Source organism: Streptomyces sp. NPDC006733 (assembly GCF_040636125.1).
Classification (GTDB): domain Bacteria; phylum Actinomycetota; class Actinomycetes; order Streptomycetales; family Streptomycetaceae; genus Actinacidiphila.
On the sequence record NZ_JBEYJD010000058.1, the window covers coordinates 1 to 21872 of the forward strand.

Consider the following 21872-nt stretch of genomic DNA (forward strand, 5'->3'; position numbering starts at 1 on the left):
GCGCCCCCCCCCCCCGCCCGGGGGGGGGGGCCCGCGGCCGTGCGGTCACCGGGCGGCGGGGGCCGCGTTGCGGGTGGCGGCCAGGGCCAGGTGCCAGGGGTAGTCGGCCGGCTGGTCCTCATCCGGGCGGTTGGGGACGAAGCCGTCCTCGCCGTACAGGACCGTCACACCGGCCAGCCGCAGGTCGGTCAGGGAGCGTTCGAACTGCGGGTGCTGGACGAAGGCGGAGTTCAGGCACGGCATCGCCACCGTCGGGATGCCCTTGCCGATGGCCTCGGCGGCGACGCCCACCACGAAGTGGTCGGTGATGCCCAGCGCCCACTGGTTGAGGGTGTTGAACGTGGCCGGAGCGAAGAGGATCACGTCGGCCGGGGGCCAGACGTCCGGTTCGCCCGGCAGCTTGTACTGCGACCGCACCGGGTGGCCGGTCAGCGCCGCGAGCCCGTCGAGATGGTGGCCGAGCCAGTGCGCGGCGGTCGGGGTCAGGCCCAGGCACACGTCCCAGCCGTCGACCTGCGCCTCGTCGATCACCCGGGCGATGTCGAAGACGGGCGGAGCGGCGGAGCCGAACAGGTACAGGGTGCGAGAGTCCATGGCCCCATCACATACCGGCCGGACGATCAAGCGCAACCAGCCCTGGGCGGGCGGTCAGTGGTCTCGTCCGGCGCCGGCGGGCAGCAGCGCCACCGTCCCCGCCACCGCGGCCAGCGCGCCCGCGGCGATCACGGCGGACCAGCCGACGGCGCCGGTCAGCGCAGGCAGGACCAGCACGACGGCGAGGAGCGAGAGCAGCGCGGACACCGCCGCGAGGACGGGTTTCCAGCTCTGGGCGGCCATCCGCCCACCCTACGGACGAACCCGCCGCGGGGGAGGCGGATCACGGCACACGAGATCACGGCACACGCCCGATCACGGCTCCCCGGATCACGGCACACGCCCGATCACGGCTCCCCGGACCTCACACGGGCGGGACCTGGGTGCCGGAGCGGGAGCGCAGGGCCTCCTGGAACTCGTCGAGGGTCTCCACCAGCAGCTCCACGCCCCGGCGCACCATGCGCTCCTGGGTGGAGTCGCCCGGCCAGCCGTCGAGGGCGGCCCTGGCCGCGTCCCAGCGCGGCGGCTCCCCGTCGCGCACCGCCTGCGCCGACTCCGCGGCCGCCTCCCGCAGCACCCGGGCGAAGTCCGCGGCGGCCGGTATGGCGTCGGCGTTGCGGCCCGGCAGGTGCGCCTCCATCAGCATGCCCACGCGCCCCATCGCCGACAGCGCCGTGTCCGCGTCCTGCGCGGCCCGGCGGGACAGCCCGCGGTGGCGGACCGGTTCCGCGTCGGCCCGCGCCACGGCCTGGTCCCAGGCGGCGCCGGCGACGCGCGCTTCGAGCAGGGCCTCGCGCACCGTCGAGGCGCGCCGCCCGGCCGGATCGGCGAAGCCCTCCAGCACGGCGGCCGTGTAACCCGCGATGGTCTCCATCCGCTCGGTGAGCCGGTCGCGCAGCAGCGGGGTCTCCCAGGCGGGGAACACCGCGTAGGCCGCCATCGCCAGCACCCCGCCCAGCAGTGTCAGCAGCACGCGCTCGAGCACCGCCTGGGTCCACTCGCCGCCCGCCATGCCCAGCAGCAGGACCGCGTACGCCGAGACACAGGCCTGCGAGACGACGTAGCCGGTGCGCATCAGCAGGTACATCAGGGCGATGCACAGCACGGCGAGCCCCGCGCAGAGATAGACGCCCGGCGACGCGGCCTGCATCACTCCGGTGGCGACGGTGACCCCCACCAGCGTGCCGGCGAAACGGGCCACGCCGCGCGCGTAGGTCTGGGAGAAGTCCGGGCGCATCACCATGACCGAGGCCATCGGCGCCCAGTAGCCGTGCCCCAGCGGCAGCACCGATCCGAGCAGATACCCCGCGGTGGCGACCGCGGACATCCGCACCGCGTGCCGCAGGATCGGCGACTGCCAGCGCATCTGGCGGCGCATCGCCCGCGCGGCCAGCGGGACGAGCCGGGGCAGGGTGGGGCGCAGCAGGTGGGCGGACTCGGTGGCGTCCGAGGGGCCCGAGCCGTTGGCGCTCTCCACGGCGGCGGCGAGCAGGCTGATCAGGCGGGCGGCGACCCGGCGTGCCGAACCGGTCAGCTCCGCCTCCGGCTCCGGCACCGCGAGGAAGGAGCCGACCTCCTTCGGCGGCTTCACCGGCTTCGCGTGCCGGATCGCGCGGGCGACGGCGTCCAGCACCGTGGCGGACGCCGCCAGCAGTTCGCGGGCCCGGTCCCGTTCCGGCCCCTCCGCTGCGGCGCCGACCGAGGGATCGGCCAGCGACGCCAGCACCGGCCGGATGCGCTCCGCCAGCGCCCGCTTGCCGTGCAGTTCCTCCGGGCGGCGCCGGGCCTCCCAGGGCGTCACCGCCGCCGCGCTGCGCGCCGTCATCAACGGCTCGTAGTCGAACGGGGCGTGCGGATCCTGCCGCAGCCGCCGCGCGTAGTCCGCCTCGGCGGCGAACGCGTCCGCGAGAGCGTCGCGCTGCGCCCCCCAGCGGCGGATGGGGAACAGCACGATGAGCGCCGCCTGCACCAGCCCGCCGAGGGCGATCACCCCGGCGTGCTCCAGGGCGTTCAGGGCGGACGTGGGCAGCGTGACGACGACCAGCATGACGGCGACGGTCAGGGCCGCGACGATGCCCGACGTCGGCCCCAGCGACCAGGCCATTCCGGCCAGGAACGTCCACACGGCCAGCAGCAGGACGAAGACCAGCAGGTGGGAGGCGGCCAGGTACCCCAGGAAGGTGCTGACGGCCAGGCCGGCGCCCGCGGCGAGGGCGAGCACCGGGCGCGAGCGCCAGCTGCGCTGGAAGGTGGCGATCCCCGCGGCGAAGGCGCCGAACGCGGACGAGGCGGCCACGGTGGGGGAGGACAGCCACAGCGCCAGGCCGATCACGATCGCGACCCCGGCCGCGCCGCGGACGGCGACCAAGGGCTCCAGCCGGGTCCGCTCGACCTGCAACCCGGAGCGGCCGGTCTCCTTCAGCGCGCGCAACCAGGTCATGATCCAGAGGATAGGGGGAAACGCCGCGCGACCGGCCTTTCCCCTCCAGCGGCGTGCGCATCACACGCGCACGCCGTGCGGACCCGTGCGTAGTCCGCAGGTCGATGGGTAGGCGCGGCCCGCGGCCGCGTCGGCGCCGACCGGCAGACCGACCGGCGGGCGGCGCAGCACAACGGCACGGCCGCACAGCGACACGAAGCGAAGGAGAAGTCCATGGCCTATCCCGACCGGACCGTCATCCGGGCCAGCGTTCCTCCGGTGCCCGACCCGCAACCGACGCCGCCGGGGCCGGACCCCGTACAGCCCGACCCGGTCCCGCGCCCGGTGCCGCAGCCCGGCCCCGGCCCGCTGCCGCCGGGCCCGCCGCTGCCGGGACCGGGGCCCACCCCGGGTCCGGAGCCGGTGCCCGACCCGGCACCGCTACCCATGTGACGCGTTCGAACTGACCGGAATCCACGTCCCGGCGGCATCCCCCTGCCGCGCGGGGCGTGGCTTCTGGTTCAATAGGGCCCATGGCCAGCCCCAGTGACATCGCGACAGGTCGTACCGACCTTGAGCCCTTCTGGCCGTCCCGGCAGGGACACCACTTCGACCGAGAGTGTTGCCGCGCGATCGCCGCGCGGACCCGCACTCCCCGCTGACCTGCGGACCACGGCCTTCGGCCGTCGCCGTCAGCAGTACGGATTCCGGTACCGCGCAATACGTCGTCCTCACGACCCTTCGCGCGAAAGAGCCGAACCCATGTCGAACACCCAGTCCCTGAACCACCCTGCCGTCAGCCTCGCCCAGTCGGCCGCCGCGGGGACCACCACCCCGCTCCGGTCCCGGCTGCGTGCCGTACGCCCCGACGAGGTCCCGCCCGCCCCCGACTTCCTGCCGCCCGGCGCCACCTGGCTGCCGGCGCCCGGCCACGTGCTGCCGTCCGTTCCCGGCCAGCAGCGCATGGTCGGCTACCTGGTGCTGGTCCCCGCGGAGACGGGGCCGGTGCCGGTCGAGGCGGTGCCGGAACCGGCGCCCGATCTCGGCGCCCGGGTCCGGATCGACACCGAGCGGCGCACCGCGGCCGTCGACGGCCGCCCGCTCGACCTGACCTACCTGGAGTTCGAACTCCTCGCCCATCTCGTCGCCCACCCGCACCGCGTGCACTCCCGCGACCAGCTCGTCACCACGGTCTGGGGCTACGGGCACGTGGGCGACGGCCGCACCGTGGACGTGCACGTGGCGCGGCTGCGCCGCAAGCTCGGCGCGGAGCACCGCGGCAGCATCGTGACCGTCCGCCGGGTGGGCTACAAATACGCGCCGGTGGCGGCTACGGCACTACGGTGACCGGCCACCGCCCGGCCTTGACCAGCCGGATGGCGACCGAGCCGACGATGCGGTGGCCGGCCTGCTCGGAGGCGCCGACCACCACCGCGTCGGCCGTCAGCGACTCGGCCGCGGCGACCAGCCCGTTGTAGGGGTCGCCGCGGAAGGTGTGGAACTCCCAGCGGATGTCGTATATCCCCTGGAGCCGGTCCGCCGACCGGCGGATCTCGGCCTGCAGCTCGTCGGCGACCTCGGTGGTCACCTCGCCCACCGGGGCGCCGAGGAGTGCCCCGGTGACGATGACCGGCTGCACATAGACGACGGCGAGCAGCGCGTTCTGCCGCCGCGCCAGGCCGGCGGCGTAGGACACCGCCCGCCACGAGGATTCGGAACCGTCCGCTCCGACGACGATGACCTTGGGCCCGTCCGTGCCGCGCTCGAAGGGCGCGGGCTCCTTGTCCACCACCCTCTGAGGCTAACCTGCCGCCCCCTCGGCCCCGGGGCGCCCCCCACCTGCGTGATCACTCCAATGGCCGCATCGCCACGACACGCGGGCTTTTGGGATGCAGGCTTTCGGTGAGGAGTCGGACGAAGGACCTGGGGTCCTGCGGCTCCCGGGCCGCCGTCGTGCCGCCCGCATCTGAGAGCCAACAGCCAAGCCGACCTGACGGCCGGCAACGGGGAGGTTTGCGATGCCCAGGGTGACCACCAGCGTGATCGTGTCGAGGCCCGCGGCCGAGGTCTTCGACTTCCTCGCCGATGCCCGGAACCTCTCACTGTGGAGTTCGGGCGTCGCCGGCGTCGACGCGGACGCCGTGCCGCCGGGGGCCAACGCCGAGTACCGCTACCGCTATCCGGGACGGCACCGGGCCCACCGGCTGGTCTGCGCCGGCTACGAGCCCTGCCGGCACATCGTGTTCCGGGGCCAGCGCATGTGGAATCCGCTGGGCACCCAGGTGCCCGAGTACGGCTTCGAACTGATACCCCACGGCGAGGACACGCTGGTCCGGCTCTCCGTGCACAGCTCGCTGGCGGCCGGGATGGCGCTGTTCTCGCCGGTCGTGGCCATGGCCTGGCGGCGCGACCTGCCGGTCGACGCCCGCAAGCTGGGCGAGGCGCTCGGCGGCCTGCACGTCCGGCCGCGCGCGCTGGAGGCCGTCCGTCCCGCCGAACCGTCCCCGGCCGCCCCCGAGCCCTTCGACTACGCCCCGCCCGCCGGGGCCGTGTGGCCGGGCGTCGGCGCCTAGCGACACAGCCGCGGAATCGGGGGACTCCCGTGCGGTCGAACATCACTCCTTGAGTGTTAAACTAAGTAGGAAAGGTGGCGGGAAACCGCACCTTTCCCCTGAGTTGCCCCGGCCCGGTCCCCCCGTCCTGGCCGGGGCATCCTTTTGTTCCGGCATCCCCGCGACGGTCCGCCGACCCGAGGACGATCGTCCACTTCGCGCCACGAGGCCGAGATCCGGGCCCCACCGCGCCGAGGCACCCGGCACCGGGTCAGGGCCGCGCCCCTGCGCGAAGGCAGCGCACCGCTGCACGAAGGCAGCGCACCGCGCGGGCGGCGCACAACGCGAAGGTGGCGCGGGATCCGCTCCCGCGCCACCTCTGCCTGCCGCTGACAGGTCTGCCTAGTCGATGCTCCGCAGGATGTGCGACTCGGCCATGTCGTCCTCGTAGCCCGCCAGCTTGATCGGCGCGGACCGGGCCCAGACATCGAGGTTGCGCACTTCCTTCAGCGGCGGCGGCCACTCACCTAGTCCGGGGGTGGCCTGGTTACGCTGCTTGGTCTTCTCGGGTGTCACCGCGCACTCCATTTCCTTCGAGTGAACCGGATGCGCCGACGCGGCCTACGACCGGGCGTCGGACACCCGGTGGGGCATATGTATCGAGCAAGGTGCGGACGCGGTGGCGCCTGGTGCGGAGCCGGAACAGCGGTCGTGGTGGATGGCCGCTTCCCCGGACAGGGTCTGGGACGCTGGTTGGCTGCCCGGTGATCCTGTTCGTTCCGCTCAGAGTAAGCCCGCCGACCGGTTGTCACCAGCCGATTTCCCCGTTGAGTCACCCCTAAGAGAACCCCAGTACACATGCGCGCCACTCAAGGGCTCCTCAAGGGTTGCGCGCTGTGAGGGCATGGCCGGAGGCCGGGTGACCCCGCCGCGCGGGCGCCGGGGGCGCGGTTGTTACCGTGCCGGGTGCTCCGAAGCAAGCGATCAGAAGAACCGGCCGAACCCCCGGAACCCCGGAGGGCCGCACCCGGCACGGCCGCCACCCCGCCACCCGCCCGGACCCCCCGCCTCGCCGTCGGCCGCGTGCTCGCGGACCTGACCCCGCTGCGCGAGTCACCGCACTTCCGCCGGCTGTGGTTCGGCAACCTGGTCTCCTGGATCGGCCAGCAGATGACCGCCATGGCGGTCTCCCTGCAGGTCTACGCGATCACCGGCTCCAGCTTCTCGGTCGGCCTGGTGGGCCTGTGCTCCCTGGTCCCGCTCGTCATATTCGGGCTCTACGGCGGAGCCATCGCCGACGCCGTGGACCGCCGCAAGCTCGGCCTGGCCAGCGCCTGCGGCGCGACCGTCCTGTCCGGGGTCCTGGCCACCAGCGCGCTGCTCGACCTGCGGCAGGTCTGGCTGCTGTACGCGACCGTCGCCCTGCAGTCCGTCTGCTTCGCGCTGAACTCCCCGGCCCGCTCGTCGATGATCCCGCGCCTGCTCCCGGCCGAGCAGCTGCCCGCCGCCAACGCCCTGGCCTCGCTCGCCGGCGGCCTGGGCACCATGGCGGGACCCATGCTCGGCGGCGTCTTCGTCGGCCTGTGGGGCTACCAGGCCGCGTACCTGATCGACGTCGTCACCTTCTCCGCCTCCCTCTACGCGATGTGGCGGCTGCCCTCGATGACCCCCGAGCGCGACGCCTCGAAGGCGGCGGGCACCCGGCGCGGCTGGGCCTCCGTCCTGGACGGGCTGCGCTTCCTGGGCGGCCGGCCGAATCTGCGGATGACGTTCTTCACCGACATGGCCGCGATGGTGCTCGCCCAGCCGCGCGTGCTCTTCCCCGCCATCGCCGTCCTCTGGTTCGCGGGCGACGCGAAGACCGTCGGCCTGCTCACCGCCGCCCCGGCCGTCGGCTCGCTCCTCGGCGGCCTCTTCTCCGGCTGGCTCGGCCGCATCCACCGCCAGGGGCTCGCCGTCCTGATCTCGGTGGCCTGCTGGGGCGCGGCCGTCGCGGTCTTCGGCCTCACCCGCAACCTGTGGCTCGGCCTGTTCTTCCTTGCGCTGGCCGGCTGCGCCGACACCGTCTCCATGGTCTTCCGCAACACGATGCTGCAGGCGGCCGCACCCGACGACATGCGCGGCCGCCTCCAGGGCGTCTTCATCGTCGTCGTCGCGGGCGGCCCCCGCCTGGGCGACTTCGTCGCCGGCTCGGCCGCCGACCTCTTCTCCCCCGCCGCCGCCATCGTGGGCGGGGGAGTGGCGTGCATCGCGGTCGTCGGCGTACTGGCGGCTCTCCAGCCGAGGTTCGCGCGGTACGACGGGCGGGACCCGGTGGCGTAGCGCGGTAGCGCTCGGCCGCGCGGTCAGCGGTCCTATGTGCCGCAGGCACGGACCGCGGTGGACAGATAGGCGGTGCCCTGGCCGGTGGCCGGCTTCGTCGTGATCCGGACGCCCCACTTCTTGTCGCAGACGGCCCCGGTGAAGGTGTGGGACCTGCTGAAGGTGTACTCCCCGCTGAACGTGATCGTGTCGGGGGCCCCGTCCGTCGCCACGGGCGTGCCGTCGCTGTTCGCGTCGTACCAGGTGATCGTGATGGTGAACGGACCGGTGCTGCCCTTGCCGATCGAGAAGGTGGCCGCCGCGGTCGCCCCACCGGATGCGGCGAACGAGTCGACCGAGGCGGAGGTGACCACCAGGACCGGCGGCTTCGTCGTCGCCGTGGTCGGCACCGTCGTCGGGACCGTGGTCGGGGGAGTCGTCGGTGGTGTGGTGGGTGGGGTGGTCAGGGTGGTGGTGGCGGTGGTGTCCGTCGGGGTCGGTGGGGTCGACGCCGACGTCGACGTGGACGGGCTCGTCGTCAGGCTCGGGCCGACCGTCGCTCCGCCCGGAGGCGTGGTGCCGGGAGCGGCGACGGTGCCCGGCAGCGTGGACGAGCTCGAGGGCGGGGCCGACAGGCCACCCGTGCGGTGCGGGCTGTGGCTGCCGCCGGCCAGGGCGACGACCGTGCCCGCCGCCGCCAGGCCCAGCAGGGCGACCGAGCCGGCCACTAAGGCCGCTGCCCGCCCGCGTGGCAGCCGCGGCTTCCTGCCGTGGCCGATCGGCAGGCCCGCGCCGGCGCCCTGCGGGGGCGGCGCGGACGGCGGGGGCGCGGCGTCGCCGAGATTGCTCGGCAGCAGGGCGGCGAGCAGGGCGACCAGGGCGATGAGCGCCCGGCGGCCGCGGCGCTCCCAGTCCGGGCCGTACGCGATGCCGGCCGCCGCTTCGAGTTCGGCGAGGAACGCCGTGGCGCTCACGGGGCGTTCGTCGGCGTTCTTGGCGAGCCCGTGGCCGATCAGCCCCCGCAGTTCCTCCGGGGCGCGGTGGTCCGGGATCGGGGCGGTGATGTGCTGGACCGCCAGCTCGGCCATGGTCGCCCCGGTGTAGGGGCGCTCGCCGGTCAGGCACTCGAAGAACGTCGCGGTCGCCGCGTAGACGTCGGTGGCGGGTGACGCCGGCTCGCCGCGCCACTGCTCGGGTGCCATGTAGGGCGGCGTGCCGGCGCTCGGGGCGTCGGCGCCCTGGCGGACCGCGATGCCGAAATCCACCAGAGTGGAGACGCCGTTGGTGGAGACCATGACGTTGCCGGGCTTGTAGTCGCGGTGCACCACGCCCGCCGCGTGGGCGGCGGCCAGACCGAGCAGCGATCCCTTCAGGATCGACAGCGCCGCTTCGGGGACGGCCGCGCCGTTCGCCCGCAGCATCGCGCCCAGCGACACGCCCTCGATGAGCTCCATGACGATCGCGGCGCCCTCGGGCGCCTCCACATAGTCGTAGACGCGCACCACGTGCGGGGAGTCCAGCTGCCGCAGGAGCTGCGCCTCGTAGCGGAAGCTGCTGAGGAGGCCGGCCCGTGTCCGGCTCTCCTCGTTGAGGTACTTGACCGCGACCTCGGCGCCGCTGTGCTCGTCGACGGCGAGCACCACCTTGCCGCAGCCGCCCTGTCCCAGGACCCGCAGCTCGCGGTAGCCGGGAAGGGACCACTCGGGCTCGGACCGTCTGAAATCCTGTGGGTCGGTCATCGTCGGGCGCACCTCGTCGAATCGGATGGGCTCCGGCGCGGATGTTCCGCCGAACTACCGGTCGCTGAGTGGACGCCTGTACTCGACGGGTGGTTGCACGGGAGCGCGTTCGATTATGGAGGACGGCCGGCCGCCGTGTCCGACGTTCGGCGGACGGGCCGCGGGCGCTCAGCCGGCCTGCACCTTGGCCAGCTCTTCCGTCAGGACGTCGGTGCTCACGAAGGTGAGGCCGGCCAGCGCGACGTGCTTCCAGCGCACGGTGCCCTCGCCGTCGAGCAGGAAGACCGAGCGGCGCAGACCGAGGCCGGGGACGGCGATGCCGTAGGCCTTGGCCACGGTGCGCTCGGTGTCGGCCAGCAGCGGGAAGCCGAGGCGGTGCTTGCGGGCGAAGGACTCGTGGCTGTCCAGGTCCTGCGGGCTGACACCCCACACGGTGGCGCCCAGGCCGGTGAAGCGGTCCAGGTCGGAGGTGTAGGAGCACAGCTGCTTGGTGCACACGGTGGTGTCGTCGCCGGGGTAGAAGACCAGGAGCAGCGGGTTGCCGCGCTGCTGGGCGAGCGCGTAGTCGGCCCGTTCCGCCGCGTCCGCGTCGGGGCCGGCGAGGACGAGCCCCGGAAGGGTGAAGTCGGGGGCCGGTGTACCCACGGCGGGCTGCTTGGACATGTGCGCTCCCTCGGGCTCGGCGTCGGCGCCCGCCCGGCGGCGGAACGCGATCACCGTGTTGCGGGAATGGTAGGGCCTGCCCGGTCGCGTGCCGCAGGCCGGGCAGGCCCCGGTCGTTCGGGTGACCACCGGCCGGACGGGGCGCGCCCGTCCGGCCGGTGGTCCGCGGTGCCGGTCAGCCGCAGGTGAGGCGGGGCAGTGCCCAGTCGGCGTGGTCGGAGGTGTTGCCGTTGCCCCCGTCGGTGACGACGAGCTTCAGCTCCAGGCCGCCGGTGAGATCGGCTGTCAGGTGCTTCGCGGCGTCGCTGACGGTGACGAGGCCGCTGTCGGCGACCTTGGTGGCGTCCCGGTAGATCTGGAAGACCACCGATCCGTCGGCCGTCTTCTCGTCGTCCACGCCCACGTCCGTGGTGAGCGAGGTGCAGGTGCCGCCGAGGTAGTAGGTGACGGTGGCGGCGGCGTGGGTGCCCAGGCCCTTGGCGTAGGTGGTGCCGTTGACGGTGAGGGTGCGCCCGTCGCCCGCGGGCTGCTCGCCGTTGCTGCGGTCGCGCTCGACGGGGCCCCAGCCGTTCACCGCCGACGTCCAGGTGAGGTCGCTGAGCGCGCTGGTGCCGGCCGCCGGGCCGTTGCCGCAGGCCAGCTTGGCGTCGGCCCAGTCGGCGTGGTCGTAGTTGATGCCGTCGCCGCCGTCGGTGACCACCAGCCGCAGCCGGCTTCCGCCGGTCAGGTCGGCGCTGAGGTGTTTCGGGCCGTCACCGGCGGTCCGCACCCCGCTGTCGGCGACCTTGGTGCTGTCCCGGTAGACCTGGAAGACCACCGATCCGTTGGTCGACACCTCGTCGTCCACGCCCACGTCGACGTTGACCGAACGGCAGCTGCCGCCCAGGTAGAAGGTGATCTCGCTGGGGGCGTGGGTGCCCAGGCCCTTGGCGTAGGTGGTGCCGTTGACGGTGAGGGTGCGCCCGTCGCCCGCGGCCTGCTCGCCGTTGCTGCGGTCGCGCTCGACCGGGCCCCAGCCGTTGGTGGCCGACGTCATCGGCAGGTCGCTGAGCTGGTTGACGCCGGTCGGCGGCGGGACGGGGCTGCCGGGCGTGACCCGGAACATCACCGTGCCGTGCGCCGGGACCGTCGCGCTGATCGTCCCCGTGGTGGTGCTGGTCTGCTTGGACCACAGGTCCTTGAGCGCGTACGAGGAGGCGCCGCCGATCCCGGCCGCCTCGGCGGTCGTCGAGATCGTCTGCGCGGAGCCGCTCTCGTTGGTGAGGGTCACCGACCGGTCGCCGCCCGCCAGTGCCTTGGTCATGACGACCCGGCCGCCGGAGTTGGAGACCACGGTGCCCTGCTTGCCGAGGCTGTCCTGGTCGACGGCGATGACGTCGGTGTTCTTGAGGATGGCGAGGGTGGCGGCGCTCGCGCTGCGCAGGTCGCTGCCGATCAGCAGGGGCGCGGCCATCTGCGACCAGAGGCTGAAGTGGGTGCGGTACTCGGTGTCCGTCATCCCGCCGTTGCCGACCTCGAGCATGTCCGGGTCGTTCCACGCGCCGGGCTTGGCGTAGGGCGCGAGCGGCTGGTTCTGGTGGGCTATGCCGATCATGCTGGACCAGCTGTCGCTGATGTCGCCGGTGGTGCGCCAGGAGTTGCCGACGTTCGCGGCCCAGTTCCAGGGCTGGTTGGAGCCCCATTCGCAGATGCTGTAGAGGATCGGGCGGCCGGTCGCCTTGAGGGCGTTGCCCATGGCCTTGTACCGGGTCTGGGCGTCCGCCCCGGTGTTGTTGCAGTTGTCGTACTTGAGGTAGTCCACGCCCCAGGACGCCCACAGGTCGGCGTCCTGCTGCTCGTGGCCGAGACCGCCGGGGAAGCCGGCGCTGTCGCAGGTCTTGGTGCCGGCGCTGGAGTAGAGGCCGAACTTCAGGCCCTTGGAGTGCACGTAGTCCGCGACGGCCTTGATCCCGTTGGGGAAGCGCACCGGGTCGGGTACGAGGTTGCCCGAGGCGTCACGGTTGGGCAGGGCCCAGCAGTCGTCGATGTTGACGTAGGTGTAGCCGGCGCTCTTGAGGCCCTGCGAGACGAAGATGTCGGCGATCCCCTTGACCATCGCCTCGTTGAACTCCGCCCGGCAGTGCGTGGAGTTCCAGTTGTTGAACCCCATCTGCGGGGTCAGGGCCAGGCCGTTGTCGACGGCCGCGGCGGGTGCCGCCGTGGCCAGTTGCACGGTCACGGCGGCGGTGGCGGCGAGTGCCCCGCCGCCGGTGACGAGTGCGAGGGAGGCGGCCAGCGCCGCCAAACGCTGTCTGATGGTGTGCCGTTCGGGCTGCATGTGCGGCTCCGTGGGGGTAAATGGCGCACAATTCAACGGTGTCGAACGAAAGCAACCACATCACAGCGGTACTGACCGGACATGTCAAGAAGTACGACCCGGAAGCGCGGTGCGCTTCCGGGTCGTGGGTCCTGCGGGTGGGATCCGACGCGGCTACGGCGCCGGCAGCACGCACACCGCGCCGGGGGCGGCGAACGGCCGTCCCGCCGAGGTGAGTTTCCCGGTCGCCGGGTCGACGTTCAGGACGGTGACCGTGTTGGAATTCTGGTTGGCGGCGAAGAGCAGCCGGCCCGTCGGGTCGAGGGCGATGTGCCGGGGGAAGTCGCCGCCCACCGGCACCGTGTCCAGCAGGCGCAGCGTCGCGCCGGCGGACTCGACGGCGTAGCGGGTAATGCTGTTGTGGCCACGGTTGGCGAGGTACGCGAACGCTCCGTCGGCGGAGACCAGCAGCTGCGCCGGGTAGCTCTTGACGCTCCCGGTCCCCGTGGACTGCGGCGCGCCCGGGCTGAGCTTGCCCGTCGTGGCGTTGTAGCCGCAGACCACGACGGTGTTGTCCAGCTCGTTCGCCACATAGGCGAACTTCCCGCCGGGGTGGAACGTCAGCGACCGCGGGCCCGCGCCGGGCCGCAGGGCGGCGTAGGAGACCTGCTTCAAGGTGCCCGCCGCCTCGTCGAGCCGGTACGTGTACACGGTGTCGTTGCCGAGGTCGACGGCGATCACGAACCGCCCGTCCGGGCTCGTGAGGATCTCGTGGGCGTGCGCCCCGTCCTGTCCGGGTCCCGGCGCCGGGCTGCTGTGCCGCACCAGGGCGGTGCGCGCGCCCAGCTTGCCGTCCTGGCCGATCGGGTGCACGGCGACGCTGCCCGAGTCGTAGTTCGCGCTGAGCAGGTAGCGGCCGCTCGGGTGCACCGACAGGTGGCAGGGGCCGTCGCCGCCGGTGGGCCGCGTGCCCAGGACCTTCGGCGCGCCACCGGTGCCGCCGTGCAGGGCGATGGCGGTCACGGTGCCGGGCGAGCGCTCGTTGACGGCGTACAGCGTGGCGGCGGACGGGCCGAGCGCCACGAAGGACGGATCCGCGACGCCCGTCACCACACCGGTGGACGTGATCGCACCGGTCGCGGGCTCGTACGTCGCCAGCGCGACGCCCTTGCCGCCCCCGCTCACGGAGGTGTACGTGCCGAGGTAGAGCGGCCGGGGTCCGGCGGCGGAGGGCCCCCGCGCCGCTCCCGCCGGCAGGTCCGCCCGTGCCGCGGTCGCCTCGGGGGCGCACCCCAGGCCCACCGTGGCGGCCGCTGCCGCCGCCGCGGCGCCGAGCAGGCCCCGCCTGCCCATGCCTGCGTTGTCCTCCACGCGACACACCTCCCGGTACTGCGTTGCCGATTCCGCTGCTGTGCGGTGCTCCAGATGAGCAGAGTCCGTCGACTGTCGCAACGCGTGTTGCGCGTGGTGCAACGAATTCACCCCCGCAGATCATCAATCGGCCACCTGCCGGCCGCCGTCCGCACCCCTGTCCGCGTGCGGGCGTGCGGGTCGGCCCAGGTCGCGCCGGGTGTGCGGGGCGCCGGGGCGGCTACCGGCCGGGGGCGGGATCCTGCCAGCCGTGCAGCGAGATCCGCGGACCGTCGCCGAGGACGCAGCGCAGGGCGTGGCCGGTGCTCGGCACCATCTCCCCGGGCAGCGCCCCGATGTCGAACCAGCGGACCGCGGAGTGCTTCTCCGGCTCGCTGTTGACGGGCTCCCCCGACCAGTCGTGGGCGGTGAAGACGACGGTGACGAAGCCGTTGGGGGACTCGACGCCCCAGGCGCCGTGGATGACGTGGGCCAGGCGCAGCGCCGAAGCCTCCACCACCAGGCCCGTCTCCTCGCGCAGTTCGCGCGCGGCCGTCGCCGTGACGGGTTCGCCCGGCTCGCTCTTGCCGATGGGAAGGTCCCACTTGCCCTGGCAGTACTTCGCGCCGGGACCGCGCCGCAGCAGCACGACCCGCTGCCGGTCGGCGTCGTGCACGATGACGGCGGCGGCGAGCAGGGTCATCGAATCCAGTGCGGGGGCGAGCGCGCCGTCGGTGCCGGCGGCCGAGGGACGGGCCACGGGGATCCCTTCGTCGGGGGTACGTCGGCCCATTGTGCGGCAGCCCCGACCGGGGGGTGCGGGGTTCACGACCCGTGCGAACACCGCGCTCCGGCGGACGGTGTTCGCACGCTGCCGCGCGGGCCGGGGAGGCGGGACGATCGGGGCAGTTCCAGAACTCCCGTACAGCGGCCGAAAGGAGCCACGGCGAAGGCACGGTCCGCTCACACCCGGCCCGGCGTGGGCGGACACGAGAAGCGGCGTTCAGCGGGCGTTCGCGCCATCCGCCTCCCAGACGCCGTCAGACGCCGTGATGCCGTCACGACGTCCCACCCCGCCCCGAAACCGAGGCGGGGCGGGGTGGCGTGCGCGTCGGCCCTCCGCGCGGGCGCCCGGGGGACGCCCGCTCGGAGGGCCGTGCTGTGCGCGGACCGTTTGACGTGACCGGCGCCGCGCCGGGAGCATCGACGGCATGGAGACGCGGATCCTGCGGGCCGGCGACCGGGTGCCGACGCCGTGGAGCAACGGTGGCGGCGTGACGCGTGAGATCACCGCGGACCCGCCGGGGGCGGGCCTGGGCGACTTCGACTGGCGGGTGAGCCTCGCCGACGTCGTGCGTGACGGGCCGTACTCCGCCCTGCCGGGTGTCGACCGGATCATCACCGTGGTCGACGGCGCGGGCATGGTGCTGACGATCGACGGGGACGCCCGCCCGCCGGTCCTCCCGCTGCATCCGTTCGCGTTCCCCGGCGACGCCGCCACCGGCTGCCGGCTGACGGGCGGGCCGCTGGTCAACCTCAACGTGATGACCCGGCGCGGCCTGGCGGCGGCCATGGTCGGGATCGTGGACGGGACGCACACGGCCAAGGTCCCCGAGCACCGGTCCGTGCTCCTCGTCGCCCTGGACGACGGAGTCGCGTTCGCCCTGGACGACGGCTCCGGCCCGGCCGGTGTCTCGGCCGACGCCCCGGCCGGCGAGCTGGCCCGCTTCGACGCGGTGCTCGTGACGGGGGCGGACGCCGGCGGCGCGCACCTGCGGTCCGAGGGCCGGGCGGCCGTCATCACCATCAGCCCGGTCGGCGACGCGCTCTAGGACGGCACGACCCGGGGATCAGCCGCGCGACTCGGCGCCGCAGCGCGGACAGCGGGCGGGCGGGGGCCCGTCGGCCACCGCGTCGCATTGCGGGCAGACGCGGTCGAGCCAGCACGCGGCCTCGCCGCCCTCCGGCTCGCCGCCGGCACCGGCCGGTTCCGCCGCGTCCGCGGGGTGCGGGGAGCTCATGACGCCCACTCTGCCACGCCGGCCCGGGCCGTTGTCAGTGGTGGGCGGCACGATGTACCCATGACCGAGATCATCACGGCCGAGCCGGCCGACGCCGAGTCGTACGCGCGGGCCGTCGCCGAGGCCACCGAAGCGTCCGCGGCCTACTACGGCGGCGGGGACTCCCGCCTGGACGATGCCACGTACGACCGGCTGGCGCGGGCGATCGCGGCCTACGAGGCCGAGCACCCCGCCGAGATCGCACCGGCCTCCCCGACGGGGAAGGTCGCGGGCGGCGCGGTGCCGGCCGGCGAGGTGGAGCACTCGGCGCGGATGATGTCGCTCGACAACGTCTTCGACGCCGCCGAGCTCGCGGCCTGGGCGGATTCGCTGGCCAAGCGCCTCGGGGGACCGGTGGCGAGCGGCTACGCGGTCGAACCGAAGCTGGACGGGGTCGCCGTGGCCGCGCGCTACCGCGAGGGCCGCCTGGAGCAGCTGGTCACCCGCGGCGACGGCACCCACGGCGAGGACGTGTCGCACGCCATCGGGACGATCGTCGGGCTGCCGGAGCGTCTCGGCACCCCCATGACGTTCGAGGTCCGCGGTGAGGTGCTGCTCACTGTCGAGCAGTTCGAGCAGGCCAACCGCACCCGCGCCGAGTTCGGCGCCACTCCGTTCGCCAATCCCCGCAACGGGGCGGCCGGCACCCTGCGGGCGAAGGAGCGGCCGTACGTCATCGAGATGACGTTCTGGGCCTACTCGGGACTGCCGCTGGAGGGCGGCTCGGCCGAACTGGCGGCGCTGCCCCACAGCCGCGTCATGGAGATCGTCGCCGCCGCGGGCGTGCGGACCACCGGGGCCACCCCGGTGGGGCTGCGCACCTGCGCCTCGATCGAGGAGGTCCAGCACCGGGTCGAGGAGATCGCCGCGCTGCGGGCCGCGCTGCCCTTCGGCATCGACGGGGTGGTGATCAAGGCGGACGATCCGGCCGACCAGGAGAAGGCCGGGTTCAGCTCCCGGGCCCCGCGCTGGGCGATCGCCTACAAGCTCCCCGCCGTGGAGCGGGTGACGCGGCTGCTCGCCGTGGAGTGGAACGTCGGCAGGACCGGCGTGATCGCCCCGCGCGCCGTGCTGGAACCCGTCGAGATCGACGGCAGCACCGTCACCTACGCGACGCTGCACAACCCGGCCGACATCACCCGCCGGGACCTGCGGATCGGCGACCAGGTCACCGTCTACAAGGCGGGGGACATCATCCCGCGCATCGAGGCGCCGGTGGTCCAGCTCCGCACCGGGGACGAGACCGCGATCGTCTTCCCCGCCGTGTGCCCGCGCTGCGCCTCCGAGATCGACACCGCTCAGGAGCGCTGGCGCTGCGTGCGCGGCCGGGAGTGCGGGCAACTCGCCTCGATCCGCTACGCGGTGGCCCGCGACTGCCTCGACATCGACGGTCTGGGGCACAAGCTCATCGTCCAACTGGTGGAGTCCGGCCAGGTCGCCGACTTCGCCGACGTCTTCACCCTGGAGCGCGAGCAGCTGCTGGCGCTGGAGCGCATGGGTGAGGTGAGCGCCGACAAGCTGCTGGCGACGATCGCCGCCGCCAAGGACCGGCCGCTGAACCGGGTCTTCTGCGCGCTGGGCGTCCTGGGCACCGGCCGCAGCATCTCCCGGCGCGTCGCCCGGCACTTCGGCACCATGGAGGCGATCCGCGCGGCGGACGCCGCCGCCCTGGAGGGCGTCGCCGGGATCGGTGCCGAGAAGGCCCGGGTCGTGGTCGCCCAGATCGCCGAACTGTCTCCCCTTATCGACAAGTTGACAGCCGCCGGGGTGAACATGGCCGAGCCCGGGGTACCGGCGCGGATGCCCGGCGAGGACGACGCGGCGGAGCCGGCCGAGTCCGTCGCGGCCGGGCCGCTGGCGGGCCTGACGGTGGTGGTGACCGGCAGCATGACCGGCGCGCTGGCGGAGCTGTCCCGCACGGGGATGAACGAGCTGATCGAGAGCGCGGGCGGCAAGGCCTCGTCGAGCGTGTCGAAGCGGACCGGCCTGCTCGTCGCGGGGGAGAAGGCGGGGTCCAAGCGGGCGAAGGCCGAGGAGCTGGGGATCAGGGTGATCACCCCGGAGGAGTTCGCCGAGCTGCTCGGCGACCTCGTGCCGTGAGCGTCCCGCGCTACGCCTCGCCCAGATAGACCCAGAGCCCGTCCTCGCGGACGAAGCGGCTGAGTTCGTGCTGCGAGTCCTCGTGGCCGCGCAGGCGGTAGTGGGCGCGGAACTCGACGGTGCCCTCGGTGTGGAAGGCGCTGCCGCCCGTCGCCCCGAGGATCTCCAGCCGGGTCCACTGCTGCTTCGGCTCGAACGCGATGTCGGCCGGCCGAGTGGTGGAGTGCCAGGTCCTGAGCAGGTACGCGGCGTCGCGGACGGCGAACGCGCTGAAGCGCGAGCGCATCAGCCGCTCCGCGGTGGGCGCCGCGGCCTCGCCGCTGTGCAGCCTGCCGCAGCAGTCGCGGTAGGACGCGTCCAGCCCGCAGGGGCAGGGGGCGGTGGGGGCCGCCGCCGGGGGGCGGGCGTTGTTCCGTGTCGTCCGTTCACTGTTGCGTGTCACGTGTTCAGTGTGACGGCCCGGCCACCCGTGGCCGGGAGCGGGGCGCCGGACGTCGTCCAGGATCTGGGAGAGCGGCAGCGGCTGGCGGTTCACCCGCACCTCCAGCAGCGCGCGGAAGCAGGCGTCGCACAGGGCCAGGGGCGCGCGCAGGCCGAGGTCGCGCACCGTCCGATCGGTACGGCCGCACTCGTCACAGGCTGCCAGATCCGCTGATCCCGCCACAGTCTCGATGCTGCTCCCGGATCGGGCCAGGGGGTAGGGGGCATGCCGGTCTCAGGGGTGCGCCGCCCTCGCTACTCTGGTCCCGGCCCGCCCGGTGGGCAGGCCGTCCTCTACAGTCGCACGCAGCGTCTACAATCTTGTAGACGTTGGGTGCGCCCGTGAGGGCCCCCGCTGACAGCGGCGCCGCCAAGCCGGTCATTCGACGCGAATTCCAGGGACGGACCAATGAGCGCCATCGGCGTCGGCCAAGCCGCCATTCTCGGAGTGGTGGAAGGGCTCACCGAATTCCTCCCGGTGTCCTCCACCGGCCACCTCAAGATCACCGAGGGGCTGATGAACATCCCGGTGGACGACAAGGCGGTGGTCGGCTTCACGGCGGTCATCCAGGTCGGGGCGATCGCCGCCGTCCTGGTCTACTTCTTCCGCGACATCGTGCGGTTCGCGAGCGCCTGGGGGCGCGGCATCGTCGACAAGGGCGAACGCGACAACCACGACTACAAGTTCGCCTGGTGGGTCATCTACGCCACCATCCCGATCGTCGTCGTCGGCCTCCTCGCCAAGCCGCTCATCGACGGCCCGCTCGCCTCGCTGTGGGTGGTGGCCGGCTCGCTCATCGGCGGCAGCGTCGTGATGTGGGTGGCCGAGCAGATGGCCCGGTTCAAGCGTGGTGAGGACGAGATCACCCTCAAGGACGCCATGATCGTCGGCAGCTCCCAGATCCTCGCGCTGCTCTTCCCCGGCTTCTCCCGCTCCGGCGCCACCATCTCCACCGGCCTGATCCTCGACCTGGACCGGCTGGCCGCCACCCGGCTCTCGTTCTTCCTGTCCATCCCGGCGCTGACCGGCGCGGGCCTGTACGAGCTGAAGGACGCCACCGGCGGCGGCGTCGACGCGCTGCCCCTCGCCGTGGGCACCCTGGTGTCCTTCGTGGTCGCCTACGCCTCGATCGCCTGGCTGCTGAAGTTCGTCGCCAAGCACTCGTTCAACGTCTTCGTCGTCTACCGCGTCATCATCGGGATCCTGCTGTTCTCCCTGCTCGGGACCGGCGTTCTGGACGCCTGAGGCCCGGCGGAATCCGCCACGTGTGTGCCGGGGAAGCACGGGTATACGACGCCTCGACGAGGTGGACATCCTGAGGAGGGCGACATGGCGGGCTCGGTAGCGACGCGGACTTCCCCGACCGCGGTGCGGTTTCCCGAGACGGACACGGACGCGGCGGAGCTGCCGCGCGTCCAGTCCCCGGGCAAGCTCGCGCCCAAGGACGCCCGGGAGCTGTCGAAGCTGTTCTTCGACCGGCTGCGGACCCTCGAAGAGGGCACGCGCGAGTACCAGTACGCCCGCAACACCCTCATCGAGCTGAACATATCGCTGGTGAACTTCGCTGCCGGACGCTTCCGCAACCGCTCCGAGCCGCGCGAGGACATCGTGCAGGTCGGCACGATCGGCCTGATCAAGGCGATCGACCGGTTCGACCTGTCGCGCGAGGTGGAGTTCACCACCTTCGCCATCCCGTACATCACCGGTGAGATCAAGCGCTTCTTCCGGGACACCAGCTGGGCCGTGCACGTGCCGCGCCGGCTGCAGGAGCTGCGCCTGGAGCTGGCCAAGGCCACCGAGGAGCTGGCCACCCGGCTGGACCGCGCGCCCACCACCGACGAGCTGGCCGCGCTGCTCGACCTGACCCCCGCGGAGGTCGTCGAGGGCCAGCTCGCCAGCAACGGCTACGTCGCCGGGTCGATCGACATCCCCGCGGGCGAGGACGAGGGCAGCGGGGAGGGCGTGCTGGCCGACCGGCTCGGGGACCTCGACCCCGCGCTGGAGTCGGTGGAGAACCTGCAGACCCTCAAGCCGCTGCTGGCCCAGCTCGCCCCGCGCGACCGCCACATCCTGAACATGCGCTTCGGCGCCGAGATGACGCAGGCGGAGATCGGCGCGGAGCTGGGCATCTCGCAGATGCACGTCTCGCGCCTGCTCAACCGGACCCTGACGCGGCTGCGCGGGCAGCTGCTGATCCAGGAGTGACCCCGGGCGCCGCGCGGGCGCGGCCGGCCGGAGAAGGCTGAGAAGGACCCTGAAGGGCCGCTCGCGGATGCGTGAGCGGCCCTTCAGCGTGTTCCGTCCAGGTGAACGCGCCGGGCGGCGTCGGGCGGTGCCGTCGCCCGCGCGCTACGCCGCCAGGGCGAAGTACACGCGCAGCGTCGTGCCCCGCGCCGTCGTGTGCATCCGCACCAGGTCGGCGAGGTGGTTGACGAGCAGCATGCCGCGGCCGCCCGGGGTGGCGCGCACGACCGGGAGGCGGCCGACGAGCGGATCGGTGAGGTGTCCGCGGTCGCGCAGCTCGCACACGACGTGGCCGTCCTCGGTCCACACCCGCATCGTGCCGGAACCGCCGCCGTGCAGGACGGTGTTGGTGGCCAGCTCGTTCACGGCCAGCTCCACGTCCGGGATCCGTCCCGGCTCCAGGCCGGCGCCGACGGCGTACCGGGACGCGGTGAGCCGGGGCTCGGCCAGGGTCGCGTCGTCGAAGGCGAGCGTCAGCGCGCCGTCCGGGGCCTGGGGCAGCGGCAGGTTCCACTTCGCGACGGTGCGCGCGGGGTCGTACGCCGGGCTGGGGAGGCTGCCCGTCTCGTCGACGAGGACGGGGTGGGTGTCCGCGGCGTCGGCCAGGACCTCCGGGGCGAGCCGCTCCACGTCGTAGGGGCACAGGATCGTCCCGTCGCGGTCGGCGAAGGCGAGGTTGATCAGCGCCTCGTGCTGGACACAGGCCGGGTACTCGGTGGCCGAGCGCCCGTGCCAGATCGGCTCGCCGACGATCCGCACCCGGCGGCCGGGGTGCGCGTCGGCGAAGGCGCGCAGCACGCCGGGGATGATCCGGCCCGGGTTGCGGCCGGCCAGCGTCATGTCGAGCAGCCGCACCTCGCCGGCGCGGTCGGCGAGCGCGTCCTCCAGCAGGGCCAGGTTCGGGCCGGGGACGGCGACGGCGACCGGCTCGCCGCGGTCGAGGCCCCCGGTGATGAACGGCACGATCCCGGCGAGGTAGGCGTCGCTGCCGCGGTAGAGGAGCGCTGGATGCGTGAACCCGCCACGGCGCGTCTTCTCCTGCGGTATCGGGCTCATCTTCACTACGCCTCCAT

At 73.4% G+C, this 21872-nt stretch carries 21 protein-coding genes and 1 pseudogene; 8 read left to right on the forward strand and 14 right to left on the reverse strand.

The annotated features are described in order from the left end of the window. Positions 1 to 45: 45 nt before the first annotated feature. The 3 genes from ABZ721_RS35405 to ABZ721_RS35415 form a co-directional block, all read right to left on the reverse strand. A complete protein-coding gene (locus ABZ721_RS35405; protein ID WP_358792895.1) occupies positions 46 to 594 on the reverse strand; it encodes a flavoprotein in 549 nt (182 codons plus the stop codon). A gap of 54 nt (positions 595 to 648) precedes the next feature. Then, positions 649 to 837: a hypothetical protein gene (locus ABZ721_RS35410; protein WP_358792896.1), complete on the reverse strand. Its 189-nt coding sequence runs from the start codon at positions 835 to 837 to the stop codon at positions 649 to 651. A gap of 121 nt (positions 838 to 958) precedes the next feature. Further along, positions 959 to 3034, reverse strand: a complete 2076-nt coding sequence (locus ABZ721_RS35415) for an FUSC family protein (RefSeq protein ID WP_358792897.1) — start codon at positions 3032 to 3034, stop codon at positions 959 to 961. 213 nt (positions 3035 to 3247) lie between these two features. Here ABZ721_RS35415 and ABZ721_RS35420 point away from each other — a divergent pair, with 213 nt between their 5' ends. Both ABZ721_RS35420 and ABZ721_RS35425 read left to right on the forward strand, forming a co-directional pair. Beyond that, on the forward strand, positions 3248 to 3466 hold the full coding sequence (locus ABZ721_RS35420; protein WP_358792898.1) for a hypothetical protein: 219 nt from the start codon (positions 3248 to 3250) through the stop codon (positions 3464 to 3466). Between the two features lie 309 nt (positions 3467 to 3775). Further along, positions 3776 to 4360, forward strand: a complete 585-nt coding sequence (locus tag ABZ721_RS35425; RefSeq protein ID WP_358792899.1) for a winged helix-turn-helix domain-containing protein — start codon at positions 3776 to 3778, stop codon at positions 4358 to 4360. Here the strand turns inward: ABZ721_RS35425 and ABZ721_RS35430 are convergent. Further along, positions 4344 to 4805, reverse strand: a complete 462-nt coding sequence (locus tag ABZ721_RS35430; protein WP_358792900.1) for a universal stress protein — start codon at positions 4803 to 4805, stop codon at positions 4344 to 4346. The genes ABZ721_RS35425 and ABZ721_RS35430 overlap by 17 nt on opposite strands. Positions 4806 to 5031: 226 nt before the next feature. Between ABZ721_RS35430 and ABZ721_RS35435 the strand changes: the two genes are divergently transcribed. Beyond that, the gene (locus ABZ721_RS35435) at positions 5032 to 5586 is read left to right on the forward strand and encodes an SRPBCC family protein (RefSeq protein WP_358792901.1); all 555 of its coding nucleotides are present in this window, start codon (positions 5032 to 5034) and stop codon (positions 5584 to 5586) included. A 381-nt stretch (positions 5587 to 5967) separates the two neighbouring features. On the opposite strand, the gene ABZ721_RS35440 is transcribed toward ABZ721_RS35435, so the two are convergent. Beyond that, positions 5968 to 6141, reverse strand: a complete 174-nt coding sequence (locus tag ABZ721_RS35440) for a hypothetical protein (protein WP_250974274.1) — start codon at positions 6139 to 6141, stop codon at positions 5968 to 5970. A 507-nt stretch (positions 6142 to 6648) separates the two neighbouring features. On the opposite strand from ABZ721_RS35440, the gene ABZ721_RS35445 reads away from it, so the two are divergent. Continuing rightward, positions 6649 to 7887 carry an MFS transporter gene (locus tag ABZ721_RS35445; RefSeq protein ID WP_358792902.1) on the forward strand — a complete coding sequence of 413 codons (1239 nt, stop codon included), beginning with the start codon at positions 6649 to 6651 and terminating at the stop codon, positions 7885 to 7887. Between the two features lie 32 nt (positions 7888 to 7919). Here the strand turns inward: ABZ721_RS35445 and ABZ721_RS35450 are convergent, their stop codons facing one another. The 6 genes and pseudogenes from ABZ721_RS35450 to ABZ721_RS35475 form a co-directional block, all read right to left on the reverse strand. Then, a complete protein-coding gene (locus ABZ721_RS35450) occupies positions 7920 to 9605 on the reverse strand; it encodes a serine/threonine-protein kinase (protein ID WP_358792903.1) in 1686 nt (561 codons plus the stop codon). Between the two features lie 168 nt (positions 9606 to 9773). Next, entirely contained in the window at positions 9774 to 10268 is a 495-nt protein-coding gene (locus ABZ721_RS35455) for a peroxiredoxin (protein ID WP_358792904.1), read from the reverse strand. A gap of 175 nt (positions 10269 to 10443) precedes the next feature. Beyond that, complete coding sequence (locus ABZ721_RS35460; RefSeq protein WP_358792928.1) at positions 10444 to 10908, reverse strand: NPCBM/NEW2 domain-containing protein; 465 nt, start codon at positions 10906 to 10908, stop codon at positions 10444 to 10446. Beyond that, positions 10900 to 12585 (reverse strand): annotated as a pseudogene (locus ABZ721_RS35465) (NPCBM/NEW2 domain-containing protein); the annotation flags it as partial. The pseudogene ABZ721_RS35465 and the gene ABZ721_RS35460, both read right to left, overlap by 9 nt. Positions 12586 to 12738: 153 nt before the next feature. Further along, positions 12739 to 13917 (reverse strand): lactonase family protein, encoded by a 1179-nt coding sequence (locus ABZ721_RS35470; protein WP_358792929.1) that lies wholly within the window; start codon positions 13915 to 13917, stop codon positions 12739 to 12741. Between the two features lie 238 nt (positions 13918 to 14155). Beyond that, positions 14156 to 14617 (reverse strand): NUDIX domain-containing protein, encoded by a 462-nt coding sequence (locus ABZ721_RS35475; RefSeq protein WP_358792930.1) that lies wholly within the window; start codon positions 14615 to 14617, stop codon positions 14156 to 14158. Between the two features lie 508 nt (positions 14618 to 15125). Here ABZ721_RS35475 and ABZ721_RS35480 point away from each other — a divergent pair. Further along, positions 15126 to 15746 (forward strand): HutD family protein, encoded by a 621-nt coding sequence (locus ABZ721_RS35480; RefSeq protein WP_358792905.1) that lies wholly within the window; start codon positions 15126 to 15128, stop codon positions 15744 to 15746. Between the two features lie 18 nt (positions 15747 to 15764). Here ABZ721_RS35480 and ABZ721_RS35485 read toward each other — a convergent pair whose 3' ends face one another. After that, positions 15765 to 15935, reverse strand: a complete 171-nt coding sequence (locus ABZ721_RS35485; RefSeq protein WP_358792906.1) for a hypothetical protein — start codon at positions 15933 to 15935, stop codon at positions 15765 to 15767. 60 nt (positions 15936 to 15995) lie between these two features. Here ABZ721_RS35485 and ligA point away from each other — a divergent pair, with 60 nt between their 5' ends. Beyond that, positions 15996 to 18074, forward strand: a complete 2079-nt coding sequence (ligA, locus tag ABZ721_RS35490) for an NAD-dependent DNA ligase LigA (RefSeq protein ID WP_358792907.1) — start codon at positions 15996 to 15998, stop codon at positions 18072 to 18074. A gap of 10 nt (positions 18075 to 18084) precedes the next feature. Here ligA and ABZ721_RS35495 read toward each other — a convergent pair whose 3' ends face one another. Continuing rightward, complete coding sequence (locus ABZ721_RS35495; protein ID WP_358792931.1) at positions 18085 to 18516, reverse strand: YchJ family metal-binding protein; 432 nt, start codon at positions 18514 to 18516, stop codon at positions 18085 to 18087. Positions 18517 to 18963: 447 nt separating this feature from the next. Here ABZ721_RS35495 and ABZ721_RS35500 point away from each other — a divergent pair, with 447 nt between their 5' ends. Together ABZ721_RS35500 and ABZ721_RS35505 are read left to right on the forward strand one after the other, a co-directional pair. After that, complete coding sequence (locus ABZ721_RS35500; RefSeq protein ID WP_358792908.1) at positions 18964 to 19800, forward strand: undecaprenyl-diphosphate phosphatase; 837 nt, start codon at positions 18964 to 18966, stop codon at positions 19798 to 19800. Positions 19801 to 19884: 84 nt separating this feature from the next. Then, positions 19885 to 20760, forward strand: coding sequence for an RNA polymerase sigma factor SigF (locus ABZ721_RS35505; protein WP_358792909.1), 876 nt, complete (start codon positions 19885 to 19887; stop codon positions 20758 to 20760). 144 nt (positions 20761 to 20904) lie between these two features. On the opposite strand, the gene ABZ721_RS35510 is transcribed toward ABZ721_RS35505, so the two are convergent. Beyond that, positions 20905 to 21855 (reverse strand): anti-sigma factor RsbA family regulatory protein, encoded by a 951-nt coding sequence (locus ABZ721_RS35510; protein ID WP_358792910.1) that lies wholly within the window; start codon positions 21853 to 21855, stop codon positions 20905 to 20907. Positions 21856 to 21872 lie beyond the last annotated feature (17 nt).

Bases quoted from the DNA above. Each gene is read 5' to 3' on its own strand.
- ABZ721_RS35500 (WP_358792908.1), top strand. From the start codon at position 18,964: ATGAGCGCCATCGGCGTCGGCCAAGCCGCCATTCTCGGAGTGGTGGAA.
- ABZ721_RS35435 (WP_358792901.1), top strand. From the start codon at position 5,032: ATGCCCAGGGTGACCACCAGCGTGATCGTGTCGAGGCCCGCGGCCGAG.
- ABZ721_RS35455 (WP_358792904.1), bottom strand. From the start codon at position 10,268: ATGTCCAAGCAGCCCGCCGTGGGTACACCGGCCCCCGACTTCACCCTT.
- ABZ721_RS35510 (WP_358792910.1), bottom strand. From the start codon at position 21,855: ATGAGCCCGATACCGCAGGAGAAGACGCGCCGTGGCGGGTTCACGCAT.
- ABZ721_RS35470 (WP_358792929.1), bottom strand. From the start codon at position 13,917: ATGGGCAGGCGGGGCCTGCTCGGCGCCGCGGCGGCGGCAGCGGCCGCC.
- ABZ721_RS35475 (WP_358792930.1), bottom strand. From the start codon at position 14,617: ATGACCCTGCTCGCCGCCGCCGTCATCGTGCACGACGCCGACCGGCAG.
- ABZ721_RS35450 (WP_358792903.1), bottom strand. From the start codon at position 9,605: ATGACCGACCCACAGGATTTCAGACGGTCCGAGCCCGAGTGGTCCCTT.
- ABZ721_RS35480 (WP_358792905.1), top strand. From the start codon at position 15,126: ATGGAGACGCGGATCCTGCGGGCCGGCGACCGGGTGCCGACGCCGTGG.
- ABZ721_RS35425 (WP_358792899.1), top strand. From the start codon at position 3,776: ATGTCGAACACCCAGTCCCTGAACCACCCTGCCGTCAGCCTCGCCCAG.
- ABZ721_RS35410 (WP_358792896.1), bottom strand. From the start codon at position 837: ATGGCCGCCCAGAGCTGGAAACCCGTCCTCGCGGCGGTGTCCGCGCTG.
- ABZ721_RS35505 (WP_358792909.1), top strand. From the start codon at position 19,885: ATGGCGGGCTCGGTAGCGACGCGGACTTCCCCGACCGCGGTGCGGTTT.
- ABZ721_RS35420 (WP_358792898.1), top strand. From the start codon at position 3,248: ATGGCCTATCCCGACCGGACCGTCATCCGGGCCAGCGTTCCTCCGGTG.
- ABZ721_RS35485 (WP_358792906.1), bottom strand. From the start codon at position 15,935: ATGAGCTCCCCGCACCCCGCGGACGCGGCGGAACCGGCCGGTGCCGGC.
- ABZ721_RS35415 (WP_358792897.1), bottom strand. From the start codon at position 3,034: ATGACCTGGTTGCGCGCGCTGAAGGAGACCGGCCGCTCCGGGTTGCAG.
- ligA (WP_358792907.1), top strand. From the start codon at position 15,996: ATGACCGAGATCATCACGGCCGAGCCGGCCGACGCCGAGTCGTACGCG.
- ABZ721_RS35405 (WP_358792895.1), bottom strand. From the start codon at position 594: ATGGACTCTCGCACCCTGTACCTGTTCGGCTCCGCCGCTCCGCCCGTC.